Annotated in this window: 26 protein-coding genes and 1 pseudogene; 17 read left to right on the forward strand and 10 right to left on the reverse strand. The window is 68.5% G+C overall.

The features are described from left to right. Positions 1–17: 17 nt before the first annotated feature. Both JMF97_RS29280 and JMF97_RS29285 read right to left on the reverse strand, forming a co-directional pair. Positions 18–860: a TRM11 family SAM-dependent methyltransferase gene (locus tag JMF97_RS29280; RefSeq protein WP_203224481.1), complete on the reverse strand. Its 843-nt coding sequence runs from the start codon at positions 858–860 to the stop codon at positions 18–20. Then, positions 853–1,311, reverse strand: coding sequence for a hypothetical protein (locus tag JMF97_RS29285; RefSeq protein WP_238360385.1), 459 nt, complete (start codon positions 1,309–1,311; stop codon positions 853–855). Before JMF97_RS29285 ends, JMF97_RS29280 begins: the two co-directional genes overlap by 8 nt. A gap of 395 nt (positions 1,312–1,706) precedes the next feature. Between JMF97_RS29285 and JMF97_RS29290 the strand changes: the two genes are divergently transcribed. Beyond that, entirely contained in the window at positions 1,707–2,480 is a 774-nt protein-coding gene (locus JMF97_RS29290; RefSeq protein WP_203224482.1) for a hypothetical protein, read from the forward strand. Between the two features lie 231 nt (positions 2,481–2,711). Here JMF97_RS29290 and JMF97_RS29295 read toward each other — a convergent pair whose 3' ends face one another. From JMF97_RS29295 to JMF97_RS29315, 5 genes are all read right to left on the reverse strand, one after another. Next, positions 2,712–2,996 carry a hypothetical protein gene (locus JMF97_RS29295; RefSeq protein ID WP_203224483.1) on the reverse strand — a complete coding sequence of 95 codons (285 nt, stop codon included), beginning with the start codon at positions 2,994–2,996 and terminating at the stop codon, positions 2,712–2,714. A 66-nt stretch (positions 2,997–3,062) separates the two neighbouring features. After that, on the reverse strand, positions 3,063–3,887 hold the full coding sequence (locus tag JMF97_RS29300; RefSeq protein ID WP_203220950.1) for a transposase family protein: 825 nt from the start codon (positions 3,885–3,887) through the stop codon (positions 3,063–3,065). A 126-nt stretch (positions 3,888–4,013) separates the two neighbouring features. Continuing rightward, a complete protein-coding gene (locus JMF97_RS29305) occupies positions 4,014–4,766 on the reverse strand; it encodes a coiled-coil domain-containing protein (protein ID WP_203224484.1) in 753 nt (250 codons plus the stop codon). Positions 4,767–4,810: 44 nt separating this feature from the next. Beyond that, complete coding sequence (locus JMF97_RS29310) at positions 4,811–5,461, reverse strand: hypothetical protein (protein ID WP_203224485.1); 651 nt, start codon at positions 5,459–5,461, stop codon at positions 4,811–4,813. Between the two features lie 42 nt (positions 5,462–5,503). Next, positions 5,504–5,947, reverse strand: a complete 444-nt coding sequence (locus JMF97_RS29315; RefSeq protein ID WP_203224486.1) for a hypothetical protein — start codon at positions 5,945–5,947, stop codon at positions 5,504–5,506. Positions 5,948–6,386: 439 nt separating this feature from the next. Between JMF97_RS29315 and JMF97_RS29320 the strand changes: the two genes are divergently transcribed. The 15 genes from JMF97_RS29320 (at position 6,387) to JMF97_RS29385 (ending at position 21,658) form a co-directional block, all read left to right on the forward strand. Continuing rightward, the gene (locus JMF97_RS29320) at positions 6,387–6,686 is read left to right on the forward strand and encodes a hypothetical protein (RefSeq protein WP_238360386.1); all 300 of its coding nucleotides are present in this window, start codon (positions 6,387–6,389) and stop codon (positions 6,684–6,686) included. A gap of 471 nt (positions 6,687–7,157) precedes the next feature. Then, positions 7,158–7,448, forward strand: coding sequence for a pilin (locus JMF97_RS29325; protein WP_203224487.1), 291 nt, complete (start codon positions 7,158–7,160; stop codon positions 7,446–7,448). A 12-nt stretch (positions 7,449–7,460) separates the two neighbouring features. After that, positions 7,461–8,381, forward strand: coding sequence for a conjugal transfer protein TrbL family protein (locus tag JMF97_RS29330; protein WP_203224488.1), 921 nt, complete (start codon positions 7,461–7,463; stop codon positions 8,379–8,381). 60 nt (positions 8,382–8,441) lie between these two features. Beyond that, positions 8,442–9,332 (forward strand): PrgI family protein, encoded by an 891-nt coding sequence (locus JMF97_RS29335; RefSeq protein ID WP_203224489.1) that lies wholly within the window; start codon positions 8,442–8,444, stop codon positions 9,330–9,332. Between the two features lie 41 nt (positions 9,333–9,373). Beyond that, positions 9,374–11,077, forward strand: coding sequence for a VirB4 family type IV secretion system protein (locus tag JMF97_RS29340; RefSeq protein ID WP_203224505.1), 1,704 nt, complete (start codon positions 9,374–9,376; stop codon positions 11,075–11,077). Then, positions 11,077–13,536, forward strand: coding sequence for a DUF8128 domain-containing protein (locus JMF97_RS29345; protein ID WP_307817137.1), 2,460 nt, complete (start codon positions 11,077–11,079; stop codon positions 13,534–13,536). The genes JMF97_RS29340 and JMF97_RS29345 overlap by 1 nt, the downstream gene beginning before the upstream one ends. 209 nt (positions 13,537–13,745) lie before the next feature. Beyond that, a complete protein-coding gene (locus JMF97_RS29350; protein WP_203224491.1) occupies positions 13,746–14,603 on the forward strand; it encodes a replication-relaxation family protein in 858 nt (285 codons plus the stop codon). Positions 14,604–14,917: 314 nt separating this feature from the next. Then, complete coding sequence (locus tag JMF97_RS29355) at positions 14,918–15,607, forward strand: hypothetical protein (RefSeq protein ID WP_203224492.1); 690 nt, start codon at positions 14,918–14,920, stop codon at positions 15,605–15,607. 94 nt (positions 15,608–15,701) lie between these two features. Beyond that, positions 15,702–16,433, forward strand: a complete 732-nt coding sequence (locus JMF97_RS29360; RefSeq protein ID WP_203224493.1) for a hypothetical protein — start codon at positions 15,702–15,704, stop codon at positions 16,431–16,433. Positions 16,434–16,447: 14 nt separating this feature from the next. Continuing rightward, positions 16,448–17,038, forward strand: a complete 591-nt coding sequence (locus JMF97_RS29365; protein WP_203224494.1) for a hypothetical protein — start codon at positions 16,448–16,450, stop codon at positions 17,036–17,038. A gap of 179 nt (positions 17,039–17,217) precedes the next feature. Further along, entirely contained in the window at positions 17,218–18,279 is a 1,062-nt protein-coding gene (locus JMF97_RS29370) for a helix-turn-helix domain-containing protein (RefSeq protein ID WP_203224495.1), read from the forward strand. A gap of 73 nt (positions 18,280–18,352) precedes the next feature. Further along, positions 18,353–19,342, forward strand: coding sequence for a DUF932 domain-containing protein (locus JMF97_RS29375; protein ID WP_203224496.1), 990 nt, complete (start codon positions 18,353–18,355; stop codon positions 19,340–19,342). 126 nt (positions 19,343–19,468) lie between these two features. Further along, a complete protein-coding gene (locus tag JMF97_RS29380; RefSeq protein WP_203224497.1) occupies positions 19,469–19,870 on the forward strand; it encodes a hypothetical protein in 402 nt (133 codons plus the stop codon). Between the two features lie 360 nt (positions 19,871–20,230). Beyond that, complete coding sequence (locus JMF97_RS31855) at positions 20,231–20,362, forward strand: hypothetical protein (protein ID WP_273543965.1); 132 nt, start codon at positions 20,231–20,233, stop codon at positions 20,360–20,362. A 276-nt stretch (positions 20,363–20,638) separates the two neighbouring features. Continuing rightward, entirely contained in the window at positions 20,639–21,658 is a 1,020-nt protein-coding gene (locus tag JMF97_RS29385; protein WP_203224498.1) for a C40 family peptidase, read from the forward strand. 53 nt (positions 21,659–21,711) lie between these two features. Here JMF97_RS29385 and JMF97_RS29390 read toward each other — a convergent pair. Further along, positions 21,712–22,452: pseudogene (locus tag JMF97_RS29390) on the reverse strand (IS3 family transposase); the annotation flags it as partial. Here JMF97_RS29390 and JMF97_RS29395 point away from each other — a divergent pair. Beyond that, positions 22,423–22,824 carry a P-loop nucleotide/nucleoside kinase family protein gene (locus tag JMF97_RS29395; protein WP_203224500.1) on the forward strand — a complete coding sequence of 134 codons (402 nt, stop codon included), beginning with the start codon at positions 22,423–22,425 and terminating at the stop codon, positions 22,822–22,824. The pseudogene JMF97_RS29390 and the gene JMF97_RS29395 sit on opposite strands and share 30 nt — an antisense overlap. A gap of 332 nt (positions 22,825–23,156) precedes the next feature. Here the strand turns inward: JMF97_RS29395 and JMF97_RS29400 are convergent, their stop codons facing one another. Both JMF97_RS29400 and JMF97_RS29405 read right to left on the reverse strand, forming a co-directional pair. Beyond that, on the reverse strand, positions 23,157–23,555 hold the full coding sequence (locus JMF97_RS29400) for an NUDIX hydrolase (RefSeq protein ID WP_203223458.1): 399 nt from the start codon (positions 23,553–23,555) through the stop codon (positions 23,157–23,159). Between the two features lie 31 nt (positions 23,556–23,586). After that, positions 23,587–24,843 (reverse strand): IS256 family transposase, encoded by a 1,257-nt coding sequence (locus JMF97_RS29405; protein ID WP_203223457.1) that lies wholly within the window; start codon positions 24,841–24,843, stop codon positions 23,587–23,589. Positions 24,844–24,956 lie beyond the last annotated feature (113 nt).

Here is a 24,956-nt window from a genome sequence, read left to right on the forward strand (position 1 = left end):
GTGCGGGAACCCGTCCCCTAGCAGCGACGTAGGACCAGCGCGTCCTCATGCGCCACAAGGTGCACAGGGATGCCGTCGTCCCTGGCGCGGCGCACCGCCAGGAGGCCGAACATGTTGGCCCGGTGCACGATCTGCCCGTCGCGGACGGCGGCGAGCATTGCCGCAGCCCGCTTCACCGGGACCAGCCCCACCGACCGGGCGACAGCGAGCAGTTCGCCGGGCAGGTCGATGAAGTCGTCCCGCTGGCGGCGTACCGGTCGGCAGGTGATGATCACGGTCCCGCCGGGACGCAGCAGCGGGTAGCTGGCGGCCAGAATTGCGGCGAACCCGTCGAGCAAGCGAGACCAACCGCCGTAGGCCAGGTTGCCGCGCTCCCGGTCCCCATACTGGTGGTCCCGCTTGCGTACCCCGGTACTCGTGGCCCGCACGAGACCGTGGGTCCCGCGCCCGTACGGCGGCGAGGTGAGCAGGAGTCCCACCCGGCCGACCGCGGACGCGGGCACCAGATCGAGCAACCCGGTGGCGTCGCCGGTGAGCACCTGCGCCGCCCCGGACGCGCCTTTCGACGCGGCGAAGGCGACGTTGGCCTCGGCCATGGCGGTGTAGCGGGGCTCGATGTCGATCCCGATCCCGTCTCGGTCAAGGTGCATGGACTCCACCAGGGTGGTGCCGGACCCGCACATCGGGTCGAACACCAGATCGCCCGGGGCGGTGTACGAGCTGATCGCGTGGGCGGCCAGGTGGGGCAGCATCTTGGCCGGATGGCTGGAGGTCTCCGGGACGTATCGGCCTCTCCGCTGGTCACGAGCAGGTATCTGGCAGGTCAACCAGACCGAGGTGACCGGCATGGACTCAACCATCGGCGTCCTCGGCCTCCGTGCTGCGAGTCAGGATCAGCACGTCGGTATGAATGTCGAGCTGTGTCTGCTGGCCACGTCGGGGCGGTCGGTCGGCCGCCACGATGTGCTGCAGGTACGCCAGCCCGGCCCGCTTCGCGGCGATGACCACGTCGACCGGCAGGACAACGTCGCCGTGCGGCAGCAGCACCGCCACGCAGCCGCCGGACACAAGGCTTTCGCGGCAGCGGAGAAAGAAGTCCACCGGCGAGGTGGTGTCGGCGAGCGGCCAGCCGGTGACGATCAGGGTCGCCGCCTCCCGGCCCCAGCCGACCTGCCGAGGCGTGTGCAGGTGGCTGCGGCGGCGGGCGGCGATGACCGCGCGGGCCAACTGCGGCCCGCCGGCCAGGTCGATGATCAGGTCGGACGGGTGAGTGAGGTTGTGGACCAGCCGCACGCCCATCGCGTTGGACATGGTCTCACCCCGGTTCGGGGCGGGGACCGGCCAGACGGTGATCGGCACGGGCGGGTCGCCGGGCACCACGTCCCCCACAGGGTTCGGCGCGCGGCGCGGGTTTCTATCGGTCATAGGCACGGTGGCCCCCGGACCGGCGGGCGTACTGACGATCCCCAGTGCGCCGCTGACAGGCCGATCGAACCCACCCCGCCCCTGACAGAATCCGTCACCCCGGCCGCCTGACAGCCCTGTGACCGGGCGTGCGGGGCATCCTGACAGGGCGGAACCTGACAGACCCGGACACAACCTGTCCCGGTCCGACAATCGCCTCTGGTGTCAGGTCGAGCTGTCCCAATCGGTGCGGACGGAGCCTTCGCACAAGGCGGCGCGCTCCGCGTCGAAGGGACATCACCATGGCAACCATCAGCCGCACAAGAACTGCCGACACGGCACTGACCACCGCCGAGACGGCATTCGAGCTGCTGACGTGCAAACCCGCGCCGCTGGTGTTCGACGCACGGCCGGTGCCCGGCCTGCCGGACACCACGATGCCGCTGGACAAGCTACGCCAGCTGCTCATATTCGAGCGCTACGACAGCACCACCACCGACGAGCTGTGGCGGCAACTCGCCCACCACGCCCGCGAATGGGGACCCGCCTGGGTCGTCGGCGCGATCGGCGTAGCGCTGCCCGCGCTGACGCACCTCGCAGCGAAGATCAGCCGCGGCTACGCCCGGCACGCCGACGACGTGGACTCCGAAGTCCTCGCCGGGTTCCTCCACGCCCTGCGCACGGCGGACCTCGCCCCACCCCGGCTGTGGCTGCGACTGTGCTGGGCGGCCTATCGCGCAGGCGTCGCGGTCGTCAAGGCAGACGACGCCGAGGAACTGCCGCCCGACCTGTCCAGCGGATCGCGCTCACCACGGATGCCCTACGGGCACCCGGACCTGCTGCTCGGCCGGGCAGCCGCCACCGGCCTGATCACCACCGACGCCGCCGAACTGATCAGCGCGACCCGATTCGGCGACGCCCTGATCGAGCACCTGGCCGCCGAGCAAGGCGTGACCGCATCGGCCCTGCGCATGCGCAGAAGACGAGCCGAGCGCATCGTGGCCGCCGCCATCACGCGAGGCCACCTCTCCGGCCCGATCCACTCGTCCAGCCGCCGCGAAGGCATGGCTGCCTAACAACGCCCCACTCTTTTCGGACAGAGGCCGCCCCGGCTTTCGCCCGGGGCGGCCTCTGTCGGCATACAGCTCCGAGTGCAGAGGTAGGTAGGTACGGCTGCAAGTGCACAGCGGCACCGAGTTCGATCTACGTCCGGCGACCCGTCGCCTGGGTGATGCTGTTGCTGAGCCCAGCCGCCTCCTCGGCGCGCGGATTTGCCGATGAGAGCGCACTCGATCTTGTTGGCGGGCTTACCCAGTCGGCGGGTGTTTTACTAGGAAAACTGTTGTCGGGTCGATGCCCTGAGCAGTCGCGAGGTAGGGCAATTCGTGCTCCCCGCCTGACAGTTCGATGGCGGCCTTGCCCGCAAGATGGGCGGAGTTGACTGACTGGCCGTTAGCAACCGAAGAGTAAAGGGCGGCCGCGTAGTTGAGGGCGTCGCCGTCGTCGATGCTGTCTGTCATGCCGATCGCCAAGGGTGCAAAGCGGTCGACGAGCGCATCGGCGGTGCCGGAGGACTTGCAGGCGTTGAACACGATCAGGGTCGGCGGCGAGTCGGTGGCTTGGCACGCCGAGGCGAAGGCGCTCGCAGTGAGGTGATCTCAGCAAGATTCGGGTAGGTAGCGGTATTCGAAGTGAGTCAGGTGTAGCGCGGCGGCGACGATCTCGCCGATCCGGCGTGGGCTGGCGGTGGTGTGGCGGAGCGTTTTCCAGCGTCCGGTCAGGATGGCGAAGCCGCGTTCGCCTTGCCAGCGCAGGCCGCGTAGCAGCCGGTTGTAGGCGCGGTTGTCGGGTGCGAGTCGGCTGCCGTCGGCGGGCTGTTTGATCGGTGTCTTGATGCCGTGGCCTGCGCTTTCGTAGCCGGAGTCGGCCAGGGTGGGCAGGTCGAGTTCGGCGGCGGACCAGTTCAATGCGGCGGTGACACCGAGTTCGCGGGCGCAGCTGGTGTCGTGCAGATGCGCGGGCATAGCCTGCGAGGTCCAGATCGGCAGCCCGTCTGGGCGCATGATCGCTTGGATGTTCGCGCCGAAGTCGCGGTGCTTTCCGGAGTACCAGGCGTCGATGGTCTCGCCCTTGACCGACAGGGTGGTCTCGGTGAGGCGGTCGCAGTCGAACAGCTTGCCGTCGAGGATCACGTGCGACCAGCCGTCGTCGGCGGCACGGCGCAGCGCGGTGTGTAAGTCGCTTGCTTGCGCGGCGAGTACCGCGATGCCCTCGTCGCGGTAGCGGTACGCGGTCGCCCGGGAGATCCCGAACCCCGCGCCGAGCAGGGCCAGGTCCTCGCCCTTGCGGAACCAGATCAGCACCAACAACGCCTGGTAGAAGCAGGTCAACGCGCGAGTGCCGCGCCGGGTCCCCTTGGCTCGACGCTCGGCGGCAAGCAGCCGGCCGAGATGCTGCACGAGTTCCCTCGGGACGTCGACCATGGCACGATAGGCAATCACGTGGAGCCCTCTCGAAGACGTGTTTCTGTCGCAAGGACGTGTCTATCGATGGCTCCACGCCTGTTTCCATCACCGCCCGACTCGACACCTTCGCCCGTGTCGTACTAATCAACACTTTTGCGCTGCTGAGATCACCTCAGTCACCACGATGCCGGAGTGGAAGTCATCTACATCTTCCTCGAAGGCGATCAGCTGCTCATCGCCGTGCCCGGAGAAGTGGACGACGTGGGGGCGGAATTTGGCGATGCCGTCCTGCAAATCCTGCGTAGTAGCCGAAAGGCGCACGTCAATCTCAACTTGATCGCGGTGGAGTGCAGCTTCGACTGCTCGGCGGATCCTGGTGTGTTCGCGGGTGACGCGGAGGTCTCCCTCGGACGACGCGCCCAACATGAGGATACGGAGCTTTTCGGCTTTCGGCGCGCTGAGTGCATGCAACGCCTGCTCTGAAATGGCGATTCTCTCCTGCGATAGTGCAACCTGCTGGGCGAGTTGGCGTTGCTGGACCTGTGCTGCCCGCTGGGCGATAGTCTGCTGACGGGTGGCCCGTTGACGTTCAGCTGCTTCTGCGTTCGCGATCTTGGTTTGCAGCTTCGCCGCATCGGTGCCATAGCCAGCGGCTTTGGCCTCCAGCGCGGATGCGTCTCGGCCGTACTTGTTGGCAGCCTCCAAGGCCCGGACGGCTTCGCGTCTCTTGCTTTGAGCTTGCGAAGGGCTGCGAGTGCGGCCGGCTGCTTGATCGGCTCTGGCTGCGTCAACGCGCTTGCGCGCCTCTTTGGCGCGCAGGTCTGCGGCCTTGCGCGCGCTTTCCGACTGCGCCCTCTGCTTGCGCTCCAACTCTCGCCGATCCTGCTGGATACTCACGAGTCTCCTATCGGGACGGTTGATGATTGAGTTAATCGCTGCCGTTACTGGCCTTTCCATGCACGGGATGTCGGACCCGTGAACTCTAGGTCATTTGTCCGAGTTAGGAACGACGCTCGGGATTCGGTGGAGAGCTGCGTGTTCAGGTCGAATTGAAGCAGCCGGTGCCATCTGTCCTTCTGCCACCACCGACGCGGAGCCGACCGAACCTCTACGGTGACGACGTAGGGACCGTCTGCGAGCGTCGTGGGTGGACCATCCCACTGAAACTCCACGAACTTCTCCACCATCCCTCGTCCATCCACTGCAAACGGCGCGTTGTATGTCCGTGAGTCGGAGTAGATGTCAGACCGACAAGCAATCCACGGCATGATCTTTGGTAGAGCGACGAAGTCGGCCGTCGGCTCGGCAACATCCCGACGCCTTGCTTCGGGTAAGTCGACCCGCAATCGAAGCCCAACCACCGCCAGCGGCGCCGGTGCCGGATTATGAATCACCAGGGGTAGCACTATCATTATCTTGTTTGGTCCAAAGGCGGCTGCGTAGACCTGCGGCGGATAGCTGCGAAGCCGGCCACGGCGAACCTGGATCCACCAGAACGAACCGATCGTGAAGAATAGCGCGCAGATAGACGCCACCAGGCTGGGGGTAATCCATGCGTCTGAGGCGCCAATGACTGGCTTGGCGAGCGGCATGGGCGCACGCTACCGCAGAGGAGCCCGAGCTACACCATCGGATCAGGCCGAGGCTATCCAATACTGCACCGCCACGGCAATGTCGCCGAGGTTGCTTCCGTTCTCTTGCTGGACGAACTGCCAGAGCGGCCATCCGCAGCCGTCAAGCTCGGCCCAACCGCGTACTGCCGGCGCTGGCAGTTCGTTCTCGACGATCGTCCCGACGTCGCCCGCGACCGTCCCGCAGCCAAAACGGACCGGCACGCCACCGATGCTGCGCCACCTGATCAGGAAGCGTTGGCTGGCACAACCGTTCATTGTGGCGAGATAAGGGTGGTCCGGGTCGTCGGGTGATAGAGATCGCCAGTCCCCGCAGAACACCCGCAGGTGAGCTTCCCACTCCCGACGGAGACACCAGCCCCGCAGAACAGTGGGAAAGTCTGGGCCCTGATCTGGGTGGATTGAGTTGCCTACGTTGGCGCCGTTCCACAGGAGCGTATCGTCCACGTTTTGAACCGTAGCGCATCACGAGGAAGCTCCACGACGTCGCAACCTGGTCTGGCTCACGGTGACCGTCGTCTACGAACGCCACCCAACTGTTGCGGCGGACTTTTGTAAGTGCTCAACGCTCGCGGTCACTTTAGCGACGGCACCCTCTCATGCCGCGAGCCGCGCGCTACGTCAGGTACGGGTAGCTGACCGCGACGACCGCTGACCGCCGATGAGCGGTACGGTTCGGCGGTGGCTGCCAGCGACGGAAGACCGTCGATCTTTGTTGACATCGACGGCGTGCTCATCCCGCTACGTCAGCCGGTGCCGGTCGTCAGCGCAACAGCAGCGCGGGAGACGATCCCGACTGCGACGGCAATCCCCTGCTAGATCGTCTTGAACCCGACGACGGTGGCTCCTCGCCTTTCCGGGTCAACTGGTCTGGGCGAGTACCTGGATGGCCGAGGCGAACGAGGTGGTGGTACCTCGGCTCGGCCTACCTGCTCTGCCTGTCGTCGACTGGATCGACGGTGACGAAGAACCACCGAGCGGGATGCACTGGAAGACCGCGTCGGTGGCGCGGTGGGCGGCAGAACGTCCGTTTGTCTGGCTCGACGACGAGATCACCGACGCCGACCGGCGATGGATCGCCGCACATCACCCACACCCGGCGCTGCTGCGACGCGTCGACCCGTACGTGGGACTGACCGACATCGACCTCCCGGCAGTGCGCCAATGGCTCGACCACCGAGAATAGGCAGCTTGATCCGCTGCGCCATCCATCGCGCATCGACTCGTCCGCCGCGATCCGGTCTGAGCGCGACTGACCCGAAAGTTACGGAGTGTAGCTGTCGAGTGGGTCCGCCGTCTGACATTAGGCTTGCTCGACAGGCACCATCGGCACAGTCTCGATGGCACCGGACAGCGCATCGTCAAGCGGCGGCGACGTGAGTCGCTGTCCGGTCTTGTCAGGGCGTGACAGGCGTGGGGTGGGTTCGATCGGCCTGACAGCCGAGTTCTGGGCGTTGCATGTCATCCACGGCATGCCCGCCCGGTGGGGACCATTTCCTTCCGGCGGGGCCCCAGGGTCCGGCATGGCTGGCGCGGCGTACTGACACCGCAACCCCTTCGCATCAGGCAAGGGAGGAGCGCCCCCAACCGGACCTCACCGGTCCTTCGCCCTGGTCCTCACCGCGGCGGCCCCGCAAATCCCTTGTGGAGCGCCGCAATGCACACGACTCTCTCGGTTTTGTCCGAACTCGCCGCCACGCCGCAGCCGTTGGCGGTCAACAGCATCAACCAGGTCATCTCCAACATCACCGGCTGGATCATGGGCATCATCGCGCTCGTCGCGACGATGTTCCTGGTCATCGGCGGCCTGCGCTACATGACGGCCGGCGGCGACCCGGCCCAGGTCGAGCAGGCCAAGGGCAACTTCAAGAGCGCCCTGATCGGCTACGCCTTGGCGGTTCTGGCCCCGGTGATCCTGCAGGTGTTGCAGGGCATCCTTGGCGGCTAGGCGGCCACGGTCATGGTCAACTGGCTGATGAACGGCCTGGTCGGCTGGCTCGCCGAGACGGTCAACGACCTTCTCGGCGGCCTGCTGGCCTTCCTCACGTCATCGATCTTCGTCTCGCCGGACGTCACCGTCCTGCCCCAGGTGCGATCGGTCGCCGGCAACAGTGCGCTGGTCGTCAGCGCCTGCTTTGTCCTCGCGGTCATCGCCGCCGGTATCGCCGTGATGCTCGGTGATTCCGTCGAAACCCAGTTTCAGGTCAAGCAGCTGGTACCCCGGCTCGTGGTCGGGTTCGTGCTGTCCGCGTTCGCGGTCCCGCTGACCGGCGTGCTCATCAGCATTGCCAACGCCTTGACGGTGGCGATGGCCGGTGAGTCCGCACCGACCACCGAGGCCATCACCTTCGTTCGCGCGCGCGTCGCGTCGGCGATGACCGACCCGAGCAACGCCCTGCTGATCGCCGTTATCGGGCTGCTCATCGTGGTGCTGATGTTCATGCTCATCGGCACCTGGCTCGTACGGATCGGGATGCTGGTCATCCTGGCGGGCATCGCGCCGGTGGCGCTGGCCTGCTACGCCACCCCATGGACGCAGGGCGCCGCCGACCTGTGGTGGCGGACCCTGCTGGGTTGCCTGGCGACACCCACGTTGCAGGCGGTCGCGTTCTCGGCGGGCATCAACCTGCTGGTCGATCCGGAGGCGAATCTGCCGATTCTGCTCGGTCTGCCCGGTTCGGACGCCCTGAACCTGCTGCTCGTGATCGTGGTCCTGTGGACCACGATCAAGATCCCGAGCTTGATGAGCCGGTTCGTCGCTCACCAGGGCCGGCCGCCGAACATCACCGGACTCATCCTGCGGACCGTCGCCGTCCAAGGAATGACTCGCGGTCTGGGCGGTCGTACGCCAATCCCGGTACGGCCAACCCGGTCGACATGAGTTCCCGCACCGGCCACCACTACTGCCGGATGCGCCACGTCTACCTCAACGGAGTGATACATGACCAACCTCGATGACATCCCGCGGGCCGTCGTGCCGGCCAACGTCAACGAGCCGGATCGCATCGCGTTCGGCCTGACGTTCCGGCAGCTCGGCATCGTCGGTGGTGTCGGCCTGGCCGGGTTCGGGATCTACCGCGCGTACGGGCACCTGCTTCCGCCGGTGGCGTGGATCGTCGCCGGGGTCCTTGTGTTCGCGATCGCGGTCGTGGTGGCGCTCGGCCGTCGCGATGGCCTGCCCTTGGACGTGTGGCTACGCCACGGTCTCGCGTTGTCCCGCAGCCCGCGCGTCTTCGCGCCGGGCACCGCGCGGGCCAGCTCGGTCGCGGCCGTCGTCGGAAGGCCGAGGGTTCCGGCGCCGCTGCGCTCGCCGGTCACGGCGGTCAGCGCGACCGGAGTCCTGACCAGCGAGGGCAGCGACAAGGTGCTGATCGCCTGCGGCACCACGAACATCCACCTACGCACCGGCGGCGAGCAGGGCGCGCTGGTGGACGGGTTCGGTCGGTTCCTCAACAGCCTGACCGGACCGGCGCAGATCGTCGTGGCCGCGCAGCGGCACGACCTGACCACGTATGCGCAGGCAACCGTCGATCACGCGCCGCGCCTGCCACACCCTGCGTTGCAGGCCGCCGCCGACGACTACGCCGAGTTCCTCCTCGACCTCGACAGCGAACGGGACCCGTTACGCCGCCAGGTCCTCGCCGTCGTCACCGGCGCGCACGCCGCCGACACGGCCGTGCGTGCCCTGTCCGGCCTTGGTGTCGAGGCCGCCGCACTGGACGGGCCGGCCGTCGCGTCCGCCCTCGCTAACGCGGTCGATCCGTTCTCCCCACCGGTGCCTGGCCCTCGCGCGGTGCCCGGCGCCCCGATCACCTCACGGAGCACATCGTGAACCTGTGGAAATCTAAGAAAAGTGTCGCGGCCGGGGACGGGATGCCCTCCCCGGCCGCGTTGTCGGTCACCCCCTGGCATGTGCAAGTCGGCGACGGGTACGCCGCGACCTACGCGGTGTGCGGATACCCGGCCGAGGTCGGCCCCGCATGGCTCGATCCGTTGCTGTCCTATCCCGGACGGGTCGACGTGGCGGTGCACGTGGATCCCGTCGCGCCGCAGTTGGCCGCGCCGATGCTCAAACGCCAGCGCGCCCGCCTCGAATCGTCGCGCCGCCTGGATGCCGATCAGGGACGGCTCGGTGACCCGATGGTCGAGGCGGCAGCCGCCGATGCCGCCGACCTCGCCGAACGGGTTGCCAGGGGCGCGGCGAAGCTGTTCGACACCGGCATCTACGTCACCGTCCACGCCCGTACCCTGGACGAGCTGCGCACCGTCACGGCGGGCGTGAAGTCGGCAGCCGCGAGTGTTCTGCTGGACTTGCAGCCGGCGACGTTCCGCCACCAGCAAGGCTGGGTGGCGACGTTGCCGGTCGGGGTGGACCCGCTGCGGATGCGCCGCATTCTCGACACCACCGCCCTCGCTGCCGCCTTCCCGCTCGCGTCGGCGGACCTCGCCGCTCCGGCACCGGGTACCGTCGCCCCGCCCGAGGGTGTGCTCTACGGGGTCAACACGACCAGCAACGGGGTGCTGGTCTGGGACCGGTGGGCGCAGGACAACCACAACAGTGTCGTCCTCGCCCGTTCCGGGGCGGGCAAGAGCTACTTCGTCAAGCTCGAAGTCCTGCGCAACCTGTACCAGGGCACGACCGTCAGCGTGATCGACCCGGAGGACGAGTACGCGCCCCTCGCAGAGCACGTCGGCGGCAGCGTCGTGCAGCTCGGCCAGCCGGACGTCCGCATCAACCCTCTCGACCTGCCTGCCGACAACCGGCCCGACACTCTCACCCGACGTGGCCTGTACCTGCACACGCTGATCTCGGTCATGCTCGGCGCGGCACCGCCGCCGGCCGAACGCGCCGCCCTGGATCGGGCCATCACCGCCACCTACGCCACCGCGGGGATCACCGGCGACCCGGCCACCTGGACCACACCCGCCCCGTTGCTGCGGGATTTGGCCGCCACCCTCGACGCGGATGACGACCCGGCCGCCGGGCAGCTCGCGGCGCGGCTCGCCCCGTGGACGTTGGGAAACTTCGCCAGCCTGTTTAGCGGGCCGACCACCACCACGTCGACCGGACATCTGGTGGTGTGGTCGCTGCGGCACCTGCCCGACGAGCTACGCACCGTCGGCACGCTCCTGGCCTTGGACTCGATCTGGTCGGGCATCGACACCCCGCCCACGAGTTCGCGCCGGCGGCGCAGGCTCGTGGTGGTGGACGAAGCATGGCTGTTGATGCGCGACGGCGAGGGCGCACGGTTTCTGTTCCGGATGGCCAAGGCCGCCCGGAAGCGGTCCGCCGGGCTGTGCGTGATCACTCAGGACGCCGCCGACGTGCTCTCGACCGACCTGGGTCTCGCCGTCGTGTCCAACGCCGCGACCCAGGTGTTGATGCGCCAGAGCACGCAGTCCATCGACGCGGTGAGTGAGGCGTTCAGCCTGACCGCCGGGGAGTCGCGGCTGCTGCTGTCGGCGCCCAGGGGCGAGGGTCTGCTCGTCGCGGGCCGATCGCGGATCCCCTTCAGGAGCGTCGGATCGGCCGCAGAGCATCGGATCGCCGTCACGGGTGTCGGGGAGGCCGAATGATGACCGCCCCGACCTGGCCTACCGAGGTGTGGCAGTGGGTCATTGTCCGGCCGTGGCTCGGTTTCCTCGCCGCCGCCGCGATCGTCGGCACGGTGTTCGTCCACGATCAGCTCCTCGCATGGCGGCACCGGCGGTTCGCGGCCGACGCCCGGTGGCTGACCATCGCCGCCCCACCCGAGGTCACCGCCGAGGGCGCCGCCGCGTTCTGGACCACCCTCATGGGTGTGCTGACACCGTCGGTGTGGCGTCGGCGTGTGTTCGGCTATCCGCACGTCGGGTGGGAGTACACCTGGACCGGCCGTGCCCTGACCATCCGGGTCTGGGTGCCCGGCACGGTGCCGCCCGGCGCGGTCGAGGCCGCCGTCCGGGCGGCCTGGCCCGCCGCCACCCTTACCACCGCCGACGCCGCCGCGCCGATCCCCGGCGAGGTGGGCGAAGAGGTGGGCGGGGCGCACTGGCCGCAACACAGCGACGTGCTGCCGTTGCGCGCCGAGCATGACACCGATCCGCTGCGGGCGCTGCTCGCCGCCGGGGCCGAGGTCCGCCATCGGGAGCACGCGTGTGTGCAGATCCTCGCCCGCCCGGCACCCGCCCGCCGGGTCCGCGCGGCTCGGCGGGCCGCAGCGGGCGCCAACACCTATCCGCGCGGGCGGCCCGACGTGGCCGCCCGCGCCGTCTCCGGGGCGGCCCGGTTGGCGATCGAGCCTCTGCTGTGGCTGCTCGACGCGTTCACGCCCAACCCGGCCCGGACCCGCACACCAGCCACGGCAGGGCGGGTAACCGAGCGGGACCCGGTTGCCAGCGCGGACGCCCGCACGGTCGTGGACAAGGCGGTGCGGGTGCCGCACTTCGAGATCGCGGTCCGGTTCGCCGTCGCCACCGCCCCGGACAAGACCCCACCGGACGCGCAGCGGGCGAAGCAGATCCGTGAACGCCTGGTCGGGCTCGGGCACACGATCGCCTCGGCCGCCGCGGCGTACACGGGCCCGAACCGGCTGCGGCGGATGAAGATGCCGCAACCGGTCGCCACGATCGCCGGGCGCAGGTTGCGGCGGGGGTTCCTGGCCACCGTGCCGGAACTCGCCGCGATGGCCGCACTGCCACTGGGCCTGGCGGTGCCGGGCCTGGACCGGGCGCGGGCGAAGGCGGTGCCGGCGCCGGTGCAGGTGCCCTCCGGCGGGCGTGGGGTGAAGGTGTTGGGCCGGTCGCAGATCGGCCACCACAGTGTCGGCCTGCGGGTGACCGACGCCCGGCAGCACGTGCATGTGGTCGGCAAGACCGGCGTCGGCAAGTCCACGCTGCTGCTGAACATGATCCTCGGCGACATCAAAGCGGGCAGGGGGACGGTGGTCATCGACCCGCGCGGAGACCTGATCACCGACATCCTCGACCGGCTCCCCGCCTCCCACGCGAGCAAGATTGTGATCATCGACCCGGACCAGGAGAACCCGGCCTGCTTCAACCCCCTGGATGACGGCGGTGACCGGCACCTGGCCGTGGACAACCTGGTGGGGATCTTCGCGAAGATCTTCCAGGGGCAGTGGGGTCCCCGTATGGACGACACCATGCGGGTGGCGTGCCTGACGCTGATGCGCCACGCCAAGCCGACGCTGAGTCTGGTGCCGTCGCTGTTGCAGGATCGGGAGTTCCGGGGCCGGTTCACTCACGGCCTGGACGACCCGGATGGGCTCGCCGGGTTCTGGATCTGGTACGACGGCATCAACGAGCAGTTCCGCGGCCAGGTCATCGCCCCCGTCCTCGCCAGGCTCAGAGCGTTTCTGCTGCGGGACTTCGTCAAGAGCGTCATCGGCAACGCGCACAGCTCGTTCGACATGGGCAAGGTCCTCGACGGGGGTGTGCTGTTGTGCCGACTACCGAAGGGCATCCTCGGTGAGGAGACCAGCCGCATCCTCGGGTCGATGATCGTCGCCCGCGTGTGGCAGGCCGCCATAGCCCGCGCCTCCATCCCCGAAGACCAGCGAAAGGACGCCAACCTATACATTGACGAATGTCAAAACTTTTTGACATTGCCGGGCAGCGTCGGGGACATGCTGGCCGAGGCGCGCGGCTTCCGGCTCGGGCTCGTGCTGGCGCACCAGGACTTGGCACAGTTGCCCCATGATGTGGCGGCGGCGGTGTCGGCGAACGCGCGCAGCAAGGTGTTCTTCAACGTCGACCCGGCCGACGCGCGGGAGCTGTCCCGGCACACCAAACCCGAGCTGGACGAGCACGACCTCGCCCACCTCGACGTCTACACCGCCGCCGCCCGGCTGCTGGTCGGCAACCGGGAGCTACCCGGGTTCACCTTCGTGACGAACCCACCGGCGCCGGTCGTGGGTGAGGCGACCGCGATCCGGCTGGAATGCGCCGCCGCCCACGCTCGCGCCGACGAAGAGCCGCCGATGCAGCAACTCGCCCGCACGGCGATGAAGCGGCGTATGAATTCCCGCGAGCGCTGAGCACCGAAGCCGCTCGTTCGGGGCCTCGGCTGGGTGCGGCATCGGGGGCTCGTTTGGGGGTGCCCACGACACGAGACCCCAGACGAGCCCCCCCGCACTCGGCCTGTCAGGTGCCTGGCCTGCCCAAACCGGCCCCACGGCGGGGTCATGCGCAAGATCAACCTATCCAGACTCCCTACGGGATTCTCTCTCCACGGGGTGAGCCATCTATGCCGCAATCGCGTACTGCCAGCCTGCTGGCTATCTATCCCCACATCACCAACCGGGACCGTCTCCTGCTCCAGCTCCTCGACGACCATCAGGTCCTCACCACCGACCAGATTCACCGCATGCTGTTCCACGCCCGCCGGACCTGTCAGATCCGGCTCGGTGAGCTGGCCGCCCTGGGCCTGCTGGCCCGGTTCCGGTTCGCCCGCGACGGCGGCGGCAGCCACCCGTGGCACTGGACGCTCGGCCACCACGGGCACCGCTTCCAGGCCGCCGCCCACCACCGGCCCGAACCCACCCTGCGCACCAGCCGGCAGACCGCGCAGCGACTTTCGGCGAACCCACACCTGACGCACCTGCTCACCGCGAACGAGTTCTTCGTCCGCCTCACCGCCCACGCCCGGCAGCACCCAGAGGCGCGGTTGGACCGGTGGTGGTCCGAGACGCTGACCACCAAGCAGTTCCGGACCATCACCGCCGACGGACACGGCCTGTGGAGTGTCGGCGATGCCACGGTGGGGTTCTTCCTGGAAGCCGATACCGGCACCGAGCCCCTGCGGAGCCGGGTGGTGACCAAGCTCGACCGGTACGCACGCCTGACCCGACGCGGCGGACCCCGCTACCCGGTGCTGTTCTGGCTCGGCAGCGAACACCGCGAAGAACACCTCCACCAGCTCCTACGTGGCGAGCACGACGATGTTCCGGTCGCGACCGCCACCCACACCAGCGAGCCCGCCGAAGCGGTCTGGCTCCCGACCGGCGCCACCGGCCGGGTCCGGCTCGCCGAGCTGCCCAGCGACCATGGCCAGCCGGTAGCGGACAACCCGAACTACCAAGACGACGGGGACTTCGTTCTCTGACAGCCCCTGACAGGCGCACGGCGGATTCTGTCACCGCAGGTCAGAGGCATGGTCGTGTTTCCTGACAGGGGATGGTGCTGTCAGGTCACGACGCTACGGTGCAGCTTCTTCTCTTTGCTCGCACCGCCGCTCGTCTGTTTCCTCTTCGGATCTGCCCGCGCCAGCGGGATCACCCTCACAGCTCACCCTCCGGTCGGCTCGTGATCCACGCCCGCGCCATCCACGGCAGCTCTCCTGGTCCAGACGCCGCGATCCGGTGGCACCACCCCTACACCCATCCATGCCCCGCCCTGTCGCGAAGGGAGCACTCCGCCATGCCCAAGCCCACGTCGCTCACCGACAAGGTCGTCACCGTCTGCTTCGCCCCCGGCGAAGACGCCGACTGGTTCGCCGCCTCGGAGAAGGTCAACGACCTTCTGCATGCCAACGGCACCCCGGCCCGCCGCTACCGCGTCCGGCACCGCCGCTTGATCGGGTGGCTGACCCGGTTCCTCGGCTATTACCTGCTCGACGCCGCACGCCGCTTCGGCGCGGTCACCCTCGCCGCGGGAGGCCGCAAGAGTCGCCTCGACCTGACCGGCACCACCGCCCAGGCCGCCCGCGCCGCTGGCCTTCGCTGGCGTGCGTGGAACACCCACATCAACGCCACCACCAGGCCGGCCCGCCCGTGGGAGGACTACCTCGCCCAGCACCACGCCGACCCTGGCAAGGTCACCCTGAACGAGGCCCGCCGCCGCTTCGAACAGCAGCCCCGCGTCCTGGCGATGCTCGCCGCCTCGTTCGACCCCTACGAACTGTCCGTCTACCAGGCCGGCGAAGCCACCTACGTCGGGCTCCACTGGCGCATCGCGCTCATCGGCGACGCGCTGATCACCACCGAGGGCCGGCTCCTCGCCCCGGACAGTGACTCTGTCGCGGATCGGTTCCGGTTCCTCAACGAGGCGTGCGCCTACCTGCGCGGCCTGCGCTCCAGCGCTCGCCTGTGCGCCGTCGCCATCGCCTGATCCCTCCCGCCTGAAACCTCCGAAGGCCGGTCGCAGCCCCCGCTGCGACCGGCCTTCGCCATGCCCACAACCCGACCAGAGAAGGAGTTCCTCGATGTTCCTGACCGATCCGGCGTTGCGGCGTATCGCCGCCGACACCAACGACGTCCTGGCCGAGCAGCTGTGGCGCCACGACACGGCTGCCCTCGACGCGCTCGGTGACCTCGCCCGCGTCCTGCACAAAACCGCCCGCGACTTCACCGACAGCTCTGCCACCCTCGACCAGTCCCTCGTCCGGGTGCGTGACCTTGCGGAAAGGGCCCGGCAGGGGTTGGCTGCCCGCGCCGACCTACACATCGCCGGCTACGGACAGGCCCTCACCGGCGCGCTCGTCGCCCGCGAGCGGCACATCATCCTCGGGGCCGCGCTCGTCACCGCGTACCGCGGGTGGCGCAACCACCGGGCGATCGGCGACGGCGACGAGCGGCACCTGCTCCTGCGACGCAGCGACCCGTCGCGCGGCGTGGCGACACTACGGCGCAAGGACCCAGGCACCTGGCTGGTGGTGCCCGACACCGAGGCCGCCAGCGCCTTCACCATTCCTTACCCGGACCGTGTCGTCGGTGAGGTCACCGAAACCGAGCAGGGATGGGCGCCGACCGCGTACACCGACCCGCAGCATCGCCGGATTCAGTCCGGGATGGTGTATCCGCTTCCGGTGTGTGACGACCTTGCCTCGGCCTGCCGGTCGCTGCTGCGCTGGTGGCACCTGCGCCACTCCGACGCCTGGCGCAGCCGCACCCCCGCACAGCTCACGCCGGCCGAACTCGCCCACCTCGCCAGCTAGGTCAGGGGATGCTGATGCTGCACCTTGACACGATCGGGCGATGGGTGGCCCTAGCCACCGGCCGCACCCTCGATCAGCACGCCGCCGACCCGATCCCCGCCGCCGCACACCTACCCGAGGCCGCCGCCACACTGCGGCACCTGCGGACCGAGTTGCTGCTCGCGGTGGACCGGCTGCGCACTTCACTGATCAACGAGGACGACCTGAACGCTTCCGCCAGCACGGTCGCCGGCAGCGTGGAGACCGTCCGGGAGCTGGCCCGCGAGTACCGGTACGCCCGCAACTGGATCGACACCCTCATCGGCGACGAGGCACGGGCCGCGTACGCACAGACACATCCAGGCCAGACGGTACGACGGCGCTACGTCAACCCCGGCGACACCGTCCTGGTCGTCCTGCCACACACCGACTCCTGCCGCAGGCAGAACCTCGCCGGACACACCACCCGCATCCGGGTCGGCACGTCCGACGCCAGGCTCCGCCCACCCGGCAGCGTCAACCCGCTGCGGCTGTCCCACGCCGACGCCGGCATCTACCGCGACCCGACCGAAGACCGCCTCTACGTCCTCCACACCGGCGATGAGACCGCCGGCGCCGGCCACTAACCCCTCAGCCGCATCACGCAGCCCCGAGGCCACCGGGCCGCAATCCCCGCAGCGCCCCACACGGCAGCACACCGCATCGACGTGCCTGCCGCGCTGGCCGCTGCCCGCGACCCGGCGCACCACCGCCCGGCCACAACCCCGTGCCGGGCATCCCAACCACAAGTCCCAAGGAGGGACCGATGGAAAACCTGTCCCTGACGCCTGCCACGCAGGCCGTCCTCGACGCCCTGACCGAACTCGGTCAGGGCAACGTCCACGAACTGGCCGACAAGGCCGGCAAGGCCCGGTCGACCACCGACAAGGCGATCAAGACCCTCGCCGACGCCGGACTGATCGCCGAAGTGGACACCGACGCCGACCCGGCCGAAGGCACGCCCACCCGGTGGACCCTGGCCACCTCGGTAGAGGCCGCCGACGCCGTACCGGACGACGCCACCGACCTCGGCGGCGAGCACCCGGTTAACCCGGACGAGACCGTTCCACTCAACGGCATCGACCCCGACAACGCGGCCGATCAGCCGGACATCGGCGACACCGAGCAGGCCGACCAGACCGACTACGGCGACGACGGCGCGACCCTCGACCTGATCGTCGCCGAAAGCGGCATCGGACACGTCACCGCTACCCGGCTGCTGGCCGCGATGGAGCAGGCCGACGCCGCCCGCCGGCTGCCCGGCGAGCCGCAGCGGTGGATTCCGGGCCCGACCAAAGCCAGCGAGGTCGACCCGAACCCGGAACCACCCCGTTGCCCGCTCTGCTGTCAGGTCATTCGCGGCCTGGCGAACGCGCCGAGCGCCACGGCGGCGGTGCTGCCACTGATCCGTCCGGACGGCACGCTGCACATCGTCGGACCGGACGGTGAGACCCACATCGTCACCCTGCCCACCCGCACCGCCCCCCGCGCAGCGGCCACCACCCGCACCGTGGCCCGTAGCGGTGACGGGACCGTCAACGCCGACGGCAACCAGCCATTCGGTCGAGGCGAGTTGGAGAGGCTCACCCTCGACTATCTGGCCGCCAGCCCCGGCCGTCAGATGACCCCGCAGGACATCGCCACCGCGCTCGCCGCGCAGCTCAACCGGGCGGTCAGCAACGGGGCGGTGCGCAACAACCTCACGAAGGCCGCCGCCGCCGGCCGCATCCTGCTGGTCTCCGACAACCCGCTGACCTTCGTCCACCCGGCACCGACCGACAGTGGCGCCGCCGCCGAGGCCGACCCGGGCAGCACCGCGCAGTCCTGACCCACACCCATCCCCCGCCGTCGGGGGCCGAGCCGCGCGCTCGGCCCCCGCGGCCGCATCGAGAGGAGCACCCGTGCCGCACGAACTGGAGAGGTTCGCGGACGGAACCACCGCCTTCGCCAGCGCCCGCCTGTCGGCCTGGCACCAGCTTGGCACCGTCACCCAGGACACCATGCGCGCCGAAGAGATCATGGCTGCCGCCCAACTCGGCGACTGGGGTGTCCGCACCATCCGCACCGTCGGCATTGACATCGTCGATGGGGTCGAGGTGCAGATCCCCGCCGACGACAAGCGGATGACCGTCCGCCGCAACCCGGTAACCGGCGCCACTGAGTATCTGGGGATCGTGGGCACCGACTACACGGTGGTGCAGAACGAGCAGTGCGCCGACATGCTGGATCGTCTTGTCGATCAGGTGGGTGGCGCGCACTTCGAGACCGCCGGCAGCCTGCGTCGTGGCAAGTCGGTGTTCGTGACGATGAAGCTCCCGGACGCGATGGAGATCGCCGGGGTCGACCGCCTCGACCTGTACCTGATCGGCACCACCAGCCACGACGGCACCGCCGCGCTGCGCGTGGACGCCAGCCCCATCCGAGTCGTGTGCGCGAACACCCAGCGGGCCGCATTCGCCAACGCGGTCGGGCACTACACGTTCCGGCACACCTCCAACGTCAACTCCCAGATCAGCCAGGCCCGCGAAGCCCTCGGGCTGATGTGGAAGTACATGGAAACCTTCGAGAAGGCCGCCGAACGGATGCTCCAGACCGAGATGACCATGCGCGAGTTCGAGCAGGTCGTCGGCCAGGTGTGGCCGGTCAAGGACAACGCGTCCGAGCAGACGAAGAACAACGCCAAGCAGCGGCTCGGCACGCTGAAGTACCTGATCCGCGAGGCCGACACCCAGAAAGCCATCACCGGCAGCCGGTGGGCCGGCTTCCAGGCCATCACCGAGTACCTCGACCACTACCAGCCCGCCAAAAACGACATCGCCCGCGCCAACCGGGTACTCACCGGCAACGCCGGTGAGCTGAAGGTGGCCGCCTTCGACCTGCTCAAGGTCTGACCACACCTCGTCCACACCGCCGGGGCGGCGGCCACCCGTGCCGCCGCCCCGGCCTGCGAAGGAAGGGACACGCCCCATGACAACGCTGAGCACAACGACGTGGGGTTCAGACCGGGCTGGCAGCCGATGAGCGGCCACATCCGCCACCCCCGCGACCTACGGCAGTCGGTGTGCGGACTCCATGCCGCCGACGTGCAGCGGTGGGAAACCGAGAACCCACCGCGCATCGACTACACCTGCGAAGACTGCTACACGCTGCTCCCCGAGGCCCAGCGCCCCGATGACGCCAACCACCCAGCAGGCGACGCCACGCTCATCGACACGCTGCGGCGCATCGTCGCCGAGCGCCAGTACGCCAAGATCGACGGCGTCATCGTGGACGTGTGGTCCGCCTCCGTCACCATCCTCATCTGGGACCAGCTTCGCGACGACAAACGACAGCGGCTGCTGACCCTACCGTCACACGAGCTGATCCTGCGCTGCGTCGCGATCTACACCCGCCTCACCCACAACGGAGGCGACACATGACCGGCCCCCGGGCAGCCGCAGTGGTTCCACTTCGGGCCGTGGGTGTTCTCCATCGACGCCGCACAGGCCCTGATCGCTGCCACACCCGTGACACCGAGCCCCTCGACGTCCCGACCTGGGCGACCGCGTACGGCCTGACCCGGCTCGACGACCCGCACCAGCGGGCAGTCAGCCTCATCGGCCCGACCAGCACCGCCCTCAACCGGACCCACGCCATGACCACCGACCTGACCACACCCCGGATCGTCGCCCAACTCGACATCACCGGGCACCCACCCGCCCCACTGCTCATCGACGGGACATACCTGGGGCTGCGCCCTCTTCCTCGACCACGGCGGCGACCTCTGGCACGTCCCCGCCATGGCCCACGGCACCTTCGACTGGACGTACGCCGCAGAAATCGACAGCCGCCACGACCACTACGACGCCAGCCGGCACATCGAGCACCTGCTACGCCAAGCCGCCCACGTCCTCCAGACATCCATCAACTGACCCGACCGCTCAAGGTGGGCCGCCCGCGCGGGCGGCCCACGGCCCTTTTCCGTTTCACCACCCGAGGAAAACGCCGTACCGCACCAACCGCAGCGTCTACGACCGCGACCGCGAGCGGCTGACCCACCGCTAGACCGCCGGCCTGATCGCCGGCTTCCTCCGCGATATCCCCGCCAGGCGCTTACCGCTCATCCATCGCGCATAACCACAGCACCAGTCCACCCCTGCCGGCCACGCACGCCACCCTTCTTCGTTTGCAACGGAAGGTCAACCACGATGACCAAAGCCATCATCGGTGTCGTCACCATCGTCATCGTCGCCTGCTTCGGCCTACCCATGCTCCTCCTGTCGGCCGTCACCGGCAGCAGCTCCAACGGATGCAGCACCGTCGCCGCGCCCGCCCCGCGCCCCACCAGAACACAGCCCGACATCGGCACCTGGGACACCGAGCAGCTAGAAATCGCCGCCACCATCATCGACGTCGGCGTCGCCAAAGGCATACCCCGCTGGGGATGGGTCGTCGCTGTCGCCACCGCCATGCAGGAGTCCGGCCTGCGTAACCTGCCCCACCTCGGCGACGGCAACGACCACGACTCCATCGGGGTGTTCCAGCAACGCCCAAGCCAGGGATGGGGCACCGTCACGCAACTGTCCGAGCCCGCCTACCAAGCCGGGAAGTTCTTCGACAAGCTCCTGACCGTGCCCGGCTGGGAGTCGATGCCACTCACCCAAGCCGCCCAGACGGTGCAGGTCTCGGCCTTTCCCGACGCGTACGCGAGGTGGATCGACGACGCGTTGCACCTGGTGGACCAGCTGGCCAACACCCTTACCGATTGCGCCACCGACGTGCTCGCCGCCCTCCCGGACGGATTCGCGCTACCCGCGAACACCCCACCCGCCGTCGCCACCGCCATCTTCTGGGCGGCGAACCAGCTCGGCACCCCGTACCACTTCGGGGGGTCATGCACCGACCCCCACTCCGGCAACCCTGACAAACAGTGCGACTGCTCATCGCTCATGCAGGCGGCGTACCGGGCCGCCGGGATCGCCATCCCCCGCATCACCACCGACCAGGCCAAAACCGGCAAGCCCGTGGCCGACCCTGCACTCCTACTACCCGGCGACCTCATCCTCATCCCCGGCAGCCAAGGCACCATGACCAACCCACGCCACGTCGGCATGTACCTCGGCGAACAACTCATCATCCAAGCTCCAACAACCGGCGACGTCGTCAAGATCACTCGGCTCGGCAGTTGGATCAACCAGATCGCGGCGATCCGGCGGATCGTCAACTAGCCATTAGTGCATCAAACGAAAGGGTCTGCTGCACCGGCAGGTGACAGGTGTAGTCACGCGGCCTGACTGGCCGGTGGGTGCATGATGGTCTCGAATTCCACGGGGGTCAACCGGGACAGCGACCGCTGGCGTCTGCGGCGGTGGTAGGTCCGTTCGATCCAGGTCACGATCGCGATCCGGAGTTGCTCACGGCTGGTCCAGGATCGCCGGTTAAGGACGTTGTTCTGCAGCAGTCCGAAGAAGGATTCCATGGCGGCGTTGTCGCCGGCGGCGCCGACGCGGCCCATCGATCCGGCCATCCGGTGGCGGTGAAGGGCTCGGACGAATTTCCTGGACCGGAATTGGGATCCGCGGTCGGTGTGCAGGATGCAACCGGCCAGGTCACCGCGTCTGGCGGCGGCGTTGTCCAGCGCGGCGACGGCCAGGCGAGACTTCATCCGCGAGTCGATGGAGTAGCCGACGATCCGGTGGGACCAGACGTCCTTGATCGCACACAGGTAGAGCTTGCCCTCGGCGGTGTGGTGTTCGGTGATGTCGGCCAGCCACAGCCGGTTCGGGCCGTCGGCGGTGAAATCCCGCTGAACCAGGTCGTCGTGCACGGGTGGACCTGGCTTGCCGCCCTTGCCGCGACGCTTGCGCTTGCCGAACGCGCTCCACCAGCCGTTACCGGAACAGATCCGCCACGCGGTGCGATCGGCCATCGGCTGCCCGGCGTCGCGGGCCTCGTCGACCAGGAACCGGTAGCCGAACTCCGGATCGTCACGGTGGGCGTCGAACAACGCGTTAGCCAGGTGCTGCAGCTGCTCCTGACCGCAGGCGTCACCACGGTCGCCGAGGCAGCCTTCCAAGACCGCCTCTGGCGCCCCGGCCTGCAGCCATTGATCGGGATGGCCGACGTTCGGGTCGTGCATTGCCAGGTCACCGCACAGACAGCCTTTGATCGCATCCAGCGACGGCAGGACGAGAACTCGATCCGGCGTGCCCACGCCGACGCATACCTCGGCGACCATCAGATCCATGCCGTCGGCCACCACGGCTTCCAGCTTGTCCGGCTCGGCGTGCCCGAGATCGAGGTAAACACCAGCGACGGCTATCGCCCTGGACTCGACGAGATCGTCGCCTTCGTGAACGCCGGACGATCAGCAACCCGTGGTTACCTTCCGTAGCTTCGGAACTGGCCGTCCACGGGGAAATCCGGCTGGCCGCCGACAGCCAGCTTGAGCGACTCGATAATCACACAGCCGGTCGAGCTCTACACAGCGACCAGAGGTCCTTGGGTGAGGCCACCTGACAGCTCGTCGTCTCGCCGCCAGCAAGCCCTCAGAGCAACCGGCGGCATCCGGGGAGGCCCGGTTACGCCGAGTCTCCAGCCGCGCCTGGTATACGCCGCAGTTCGCATACAAGCATTCCGCCAAATAACGCTCAGGCATAGCACGAAATGCGCTACCCGGCGTCTCGGAGAAATTGTCAATACCTGTGGACGGGTGTTGACGTTGCCTCAGCGCATGCGCGCGGTCTCGTGTAGATGATCGAAGATAATCTGGTCGACTGGGGAGACCCGGTGGCGGTCGGCGTGGGTGAGCCAGACCATCTCCTCGATCTCGCTGCTGGGCTGCAGAACGCCTTGGTAGTCGGCGGTGTAGCAGGTCATGCGGACCATCGTCCCGTCGGGGTGACTATGGGCTTGGGCGTGGAAGGTTCCGACGTGCTCGGCGGTGTCGGGAGCGATGATCACGCTGAGTTCTTCCTGGATTTCGCGGACGAGGGTGTCGATGTCGCCTTCGCCTGGTTCTCGCTTGCCGCCCGGGATGTAGTAGACGTCCTTGCCGCGTGATCGGGAGCTGAGGATCGCGCCGTTCTCGAGGCGGATCCAGGCGATCTTGTCGATGATGGTCATGCTTGGCGCTCCCTGGGGCTTGTCGGGTGGACTATGCGGCCAGGTCGGCTGGGCGCTCGACCAGTTGGCCGTTGATGAAGGTAGCGCCGGCGCGGACCAGGGCGACCAGGTGCGGTGCGTTCACCGCCCGCCACCGGTCCTGCGCGGACTCGATCAGCTTGAACGCCATGGCCAGGCCAGCGGCTCGGCTGCCGGGGCCCTTGGTGACGCGGGTCCGGTGGCGCACCGTCGCGAAGGTCGACTCGATCGGGTTCGAGGTACGCAGGTGGATCCAGTGCTCGGCGGGGAAGTCGTAGAACGTCAGCAGCTCGTCGAGGTCGTCGACGACCTTGGCGACGGCCTTGGGGAACTTGACGCCGTAGGCGTCAGCGAACCGCTTCGCCGCAGCACGGGCGTGCCGCTTGTCCTCGGCGTTGTAGATCTCAGTCAGGGCGGCCTTCGCGCCCGGATGAGCTGACTTGGGCAACGCGGCCAGGACGTTCGCTGTCTTGTGCACCCAGTCGCGCTGCTCCCGGGTGTCTGGGAAGACCTCCCGCAGTGCAGCCCAGAAGCCGAGCGCGCCGTCACCGACCGCGAGGACCGGGGCCCGCATACCCCGACGAGCGCAGTCACGCAGCAGGTCAGCCCACGAACCGGTCGACTCTCGGTAGCCGTCAGCCAGGGCGACCAGCTCCTTCGACCCATCGGCGCGGACCCCGACGACCACCAGCAGGCACAGCTTGTCCTCCTCCAGGCGCACGTTGACGTGAATGCCGTCGGCCCACACGTACACGTAATCGACGCTGGACAAGTCCCGCTTGCAGAAGGCGTGGTAGTCGTCGGTCCACTGCTTGCTCAGCCGGGTGATCGTGGCCGAGGACAGACCGGCGGCCGAGCCGAGGAACGACTCCAGGGCCGGGACGAAATCACCGGTCGACAAGCCGTGCAGGTACAGCAGCGGTAGCACCTCGGCCACCTTCGGGCTCTTGCGGCACCACGGCGGCAGGACCACTGACCGAAACCGCTTCCGCTGCCCGGTCTCCGGATCGACGCGCTTGTCGTTGACCCGCGGCGCCCGCACCTGCACCGCGCCAGCCGAGGTCATCACTTCCCTCGGCTGGGCGTGGCCGTTACGCACCACCAGCCGCCGGCCCTGCTCATCGCGTTCGACCGCCAGCTCGGCCAGGTACGCGTCAACCTCCGCTTCCAGCGCGGCGGCCAGCATCCGCCGGGCACCCTCCCGCACGATGTCATCCAGCAGCGAGACGTCCTCACGCCTCGCCCCGTCCTCGGCGACTACAGTCAGCACCAGGCGTACCTTCCCGACCGACGCGCCAACGTCGGCCTTCACTCGAGATCCTCAACCGATCATCGGGAAGGTACGCCCCTTCCCGACCGATCCACAGGTCTCAAGCATTTCTC

The organism is Micromonospora fiedleri (assembly GCF_016774385.1).
GTDB lineage: Bacteria > Actinomycetota > Actinomycetes > Mycobacteriales > Micromonosporaceae > Micromonospora > Micromonospora gifhornensis.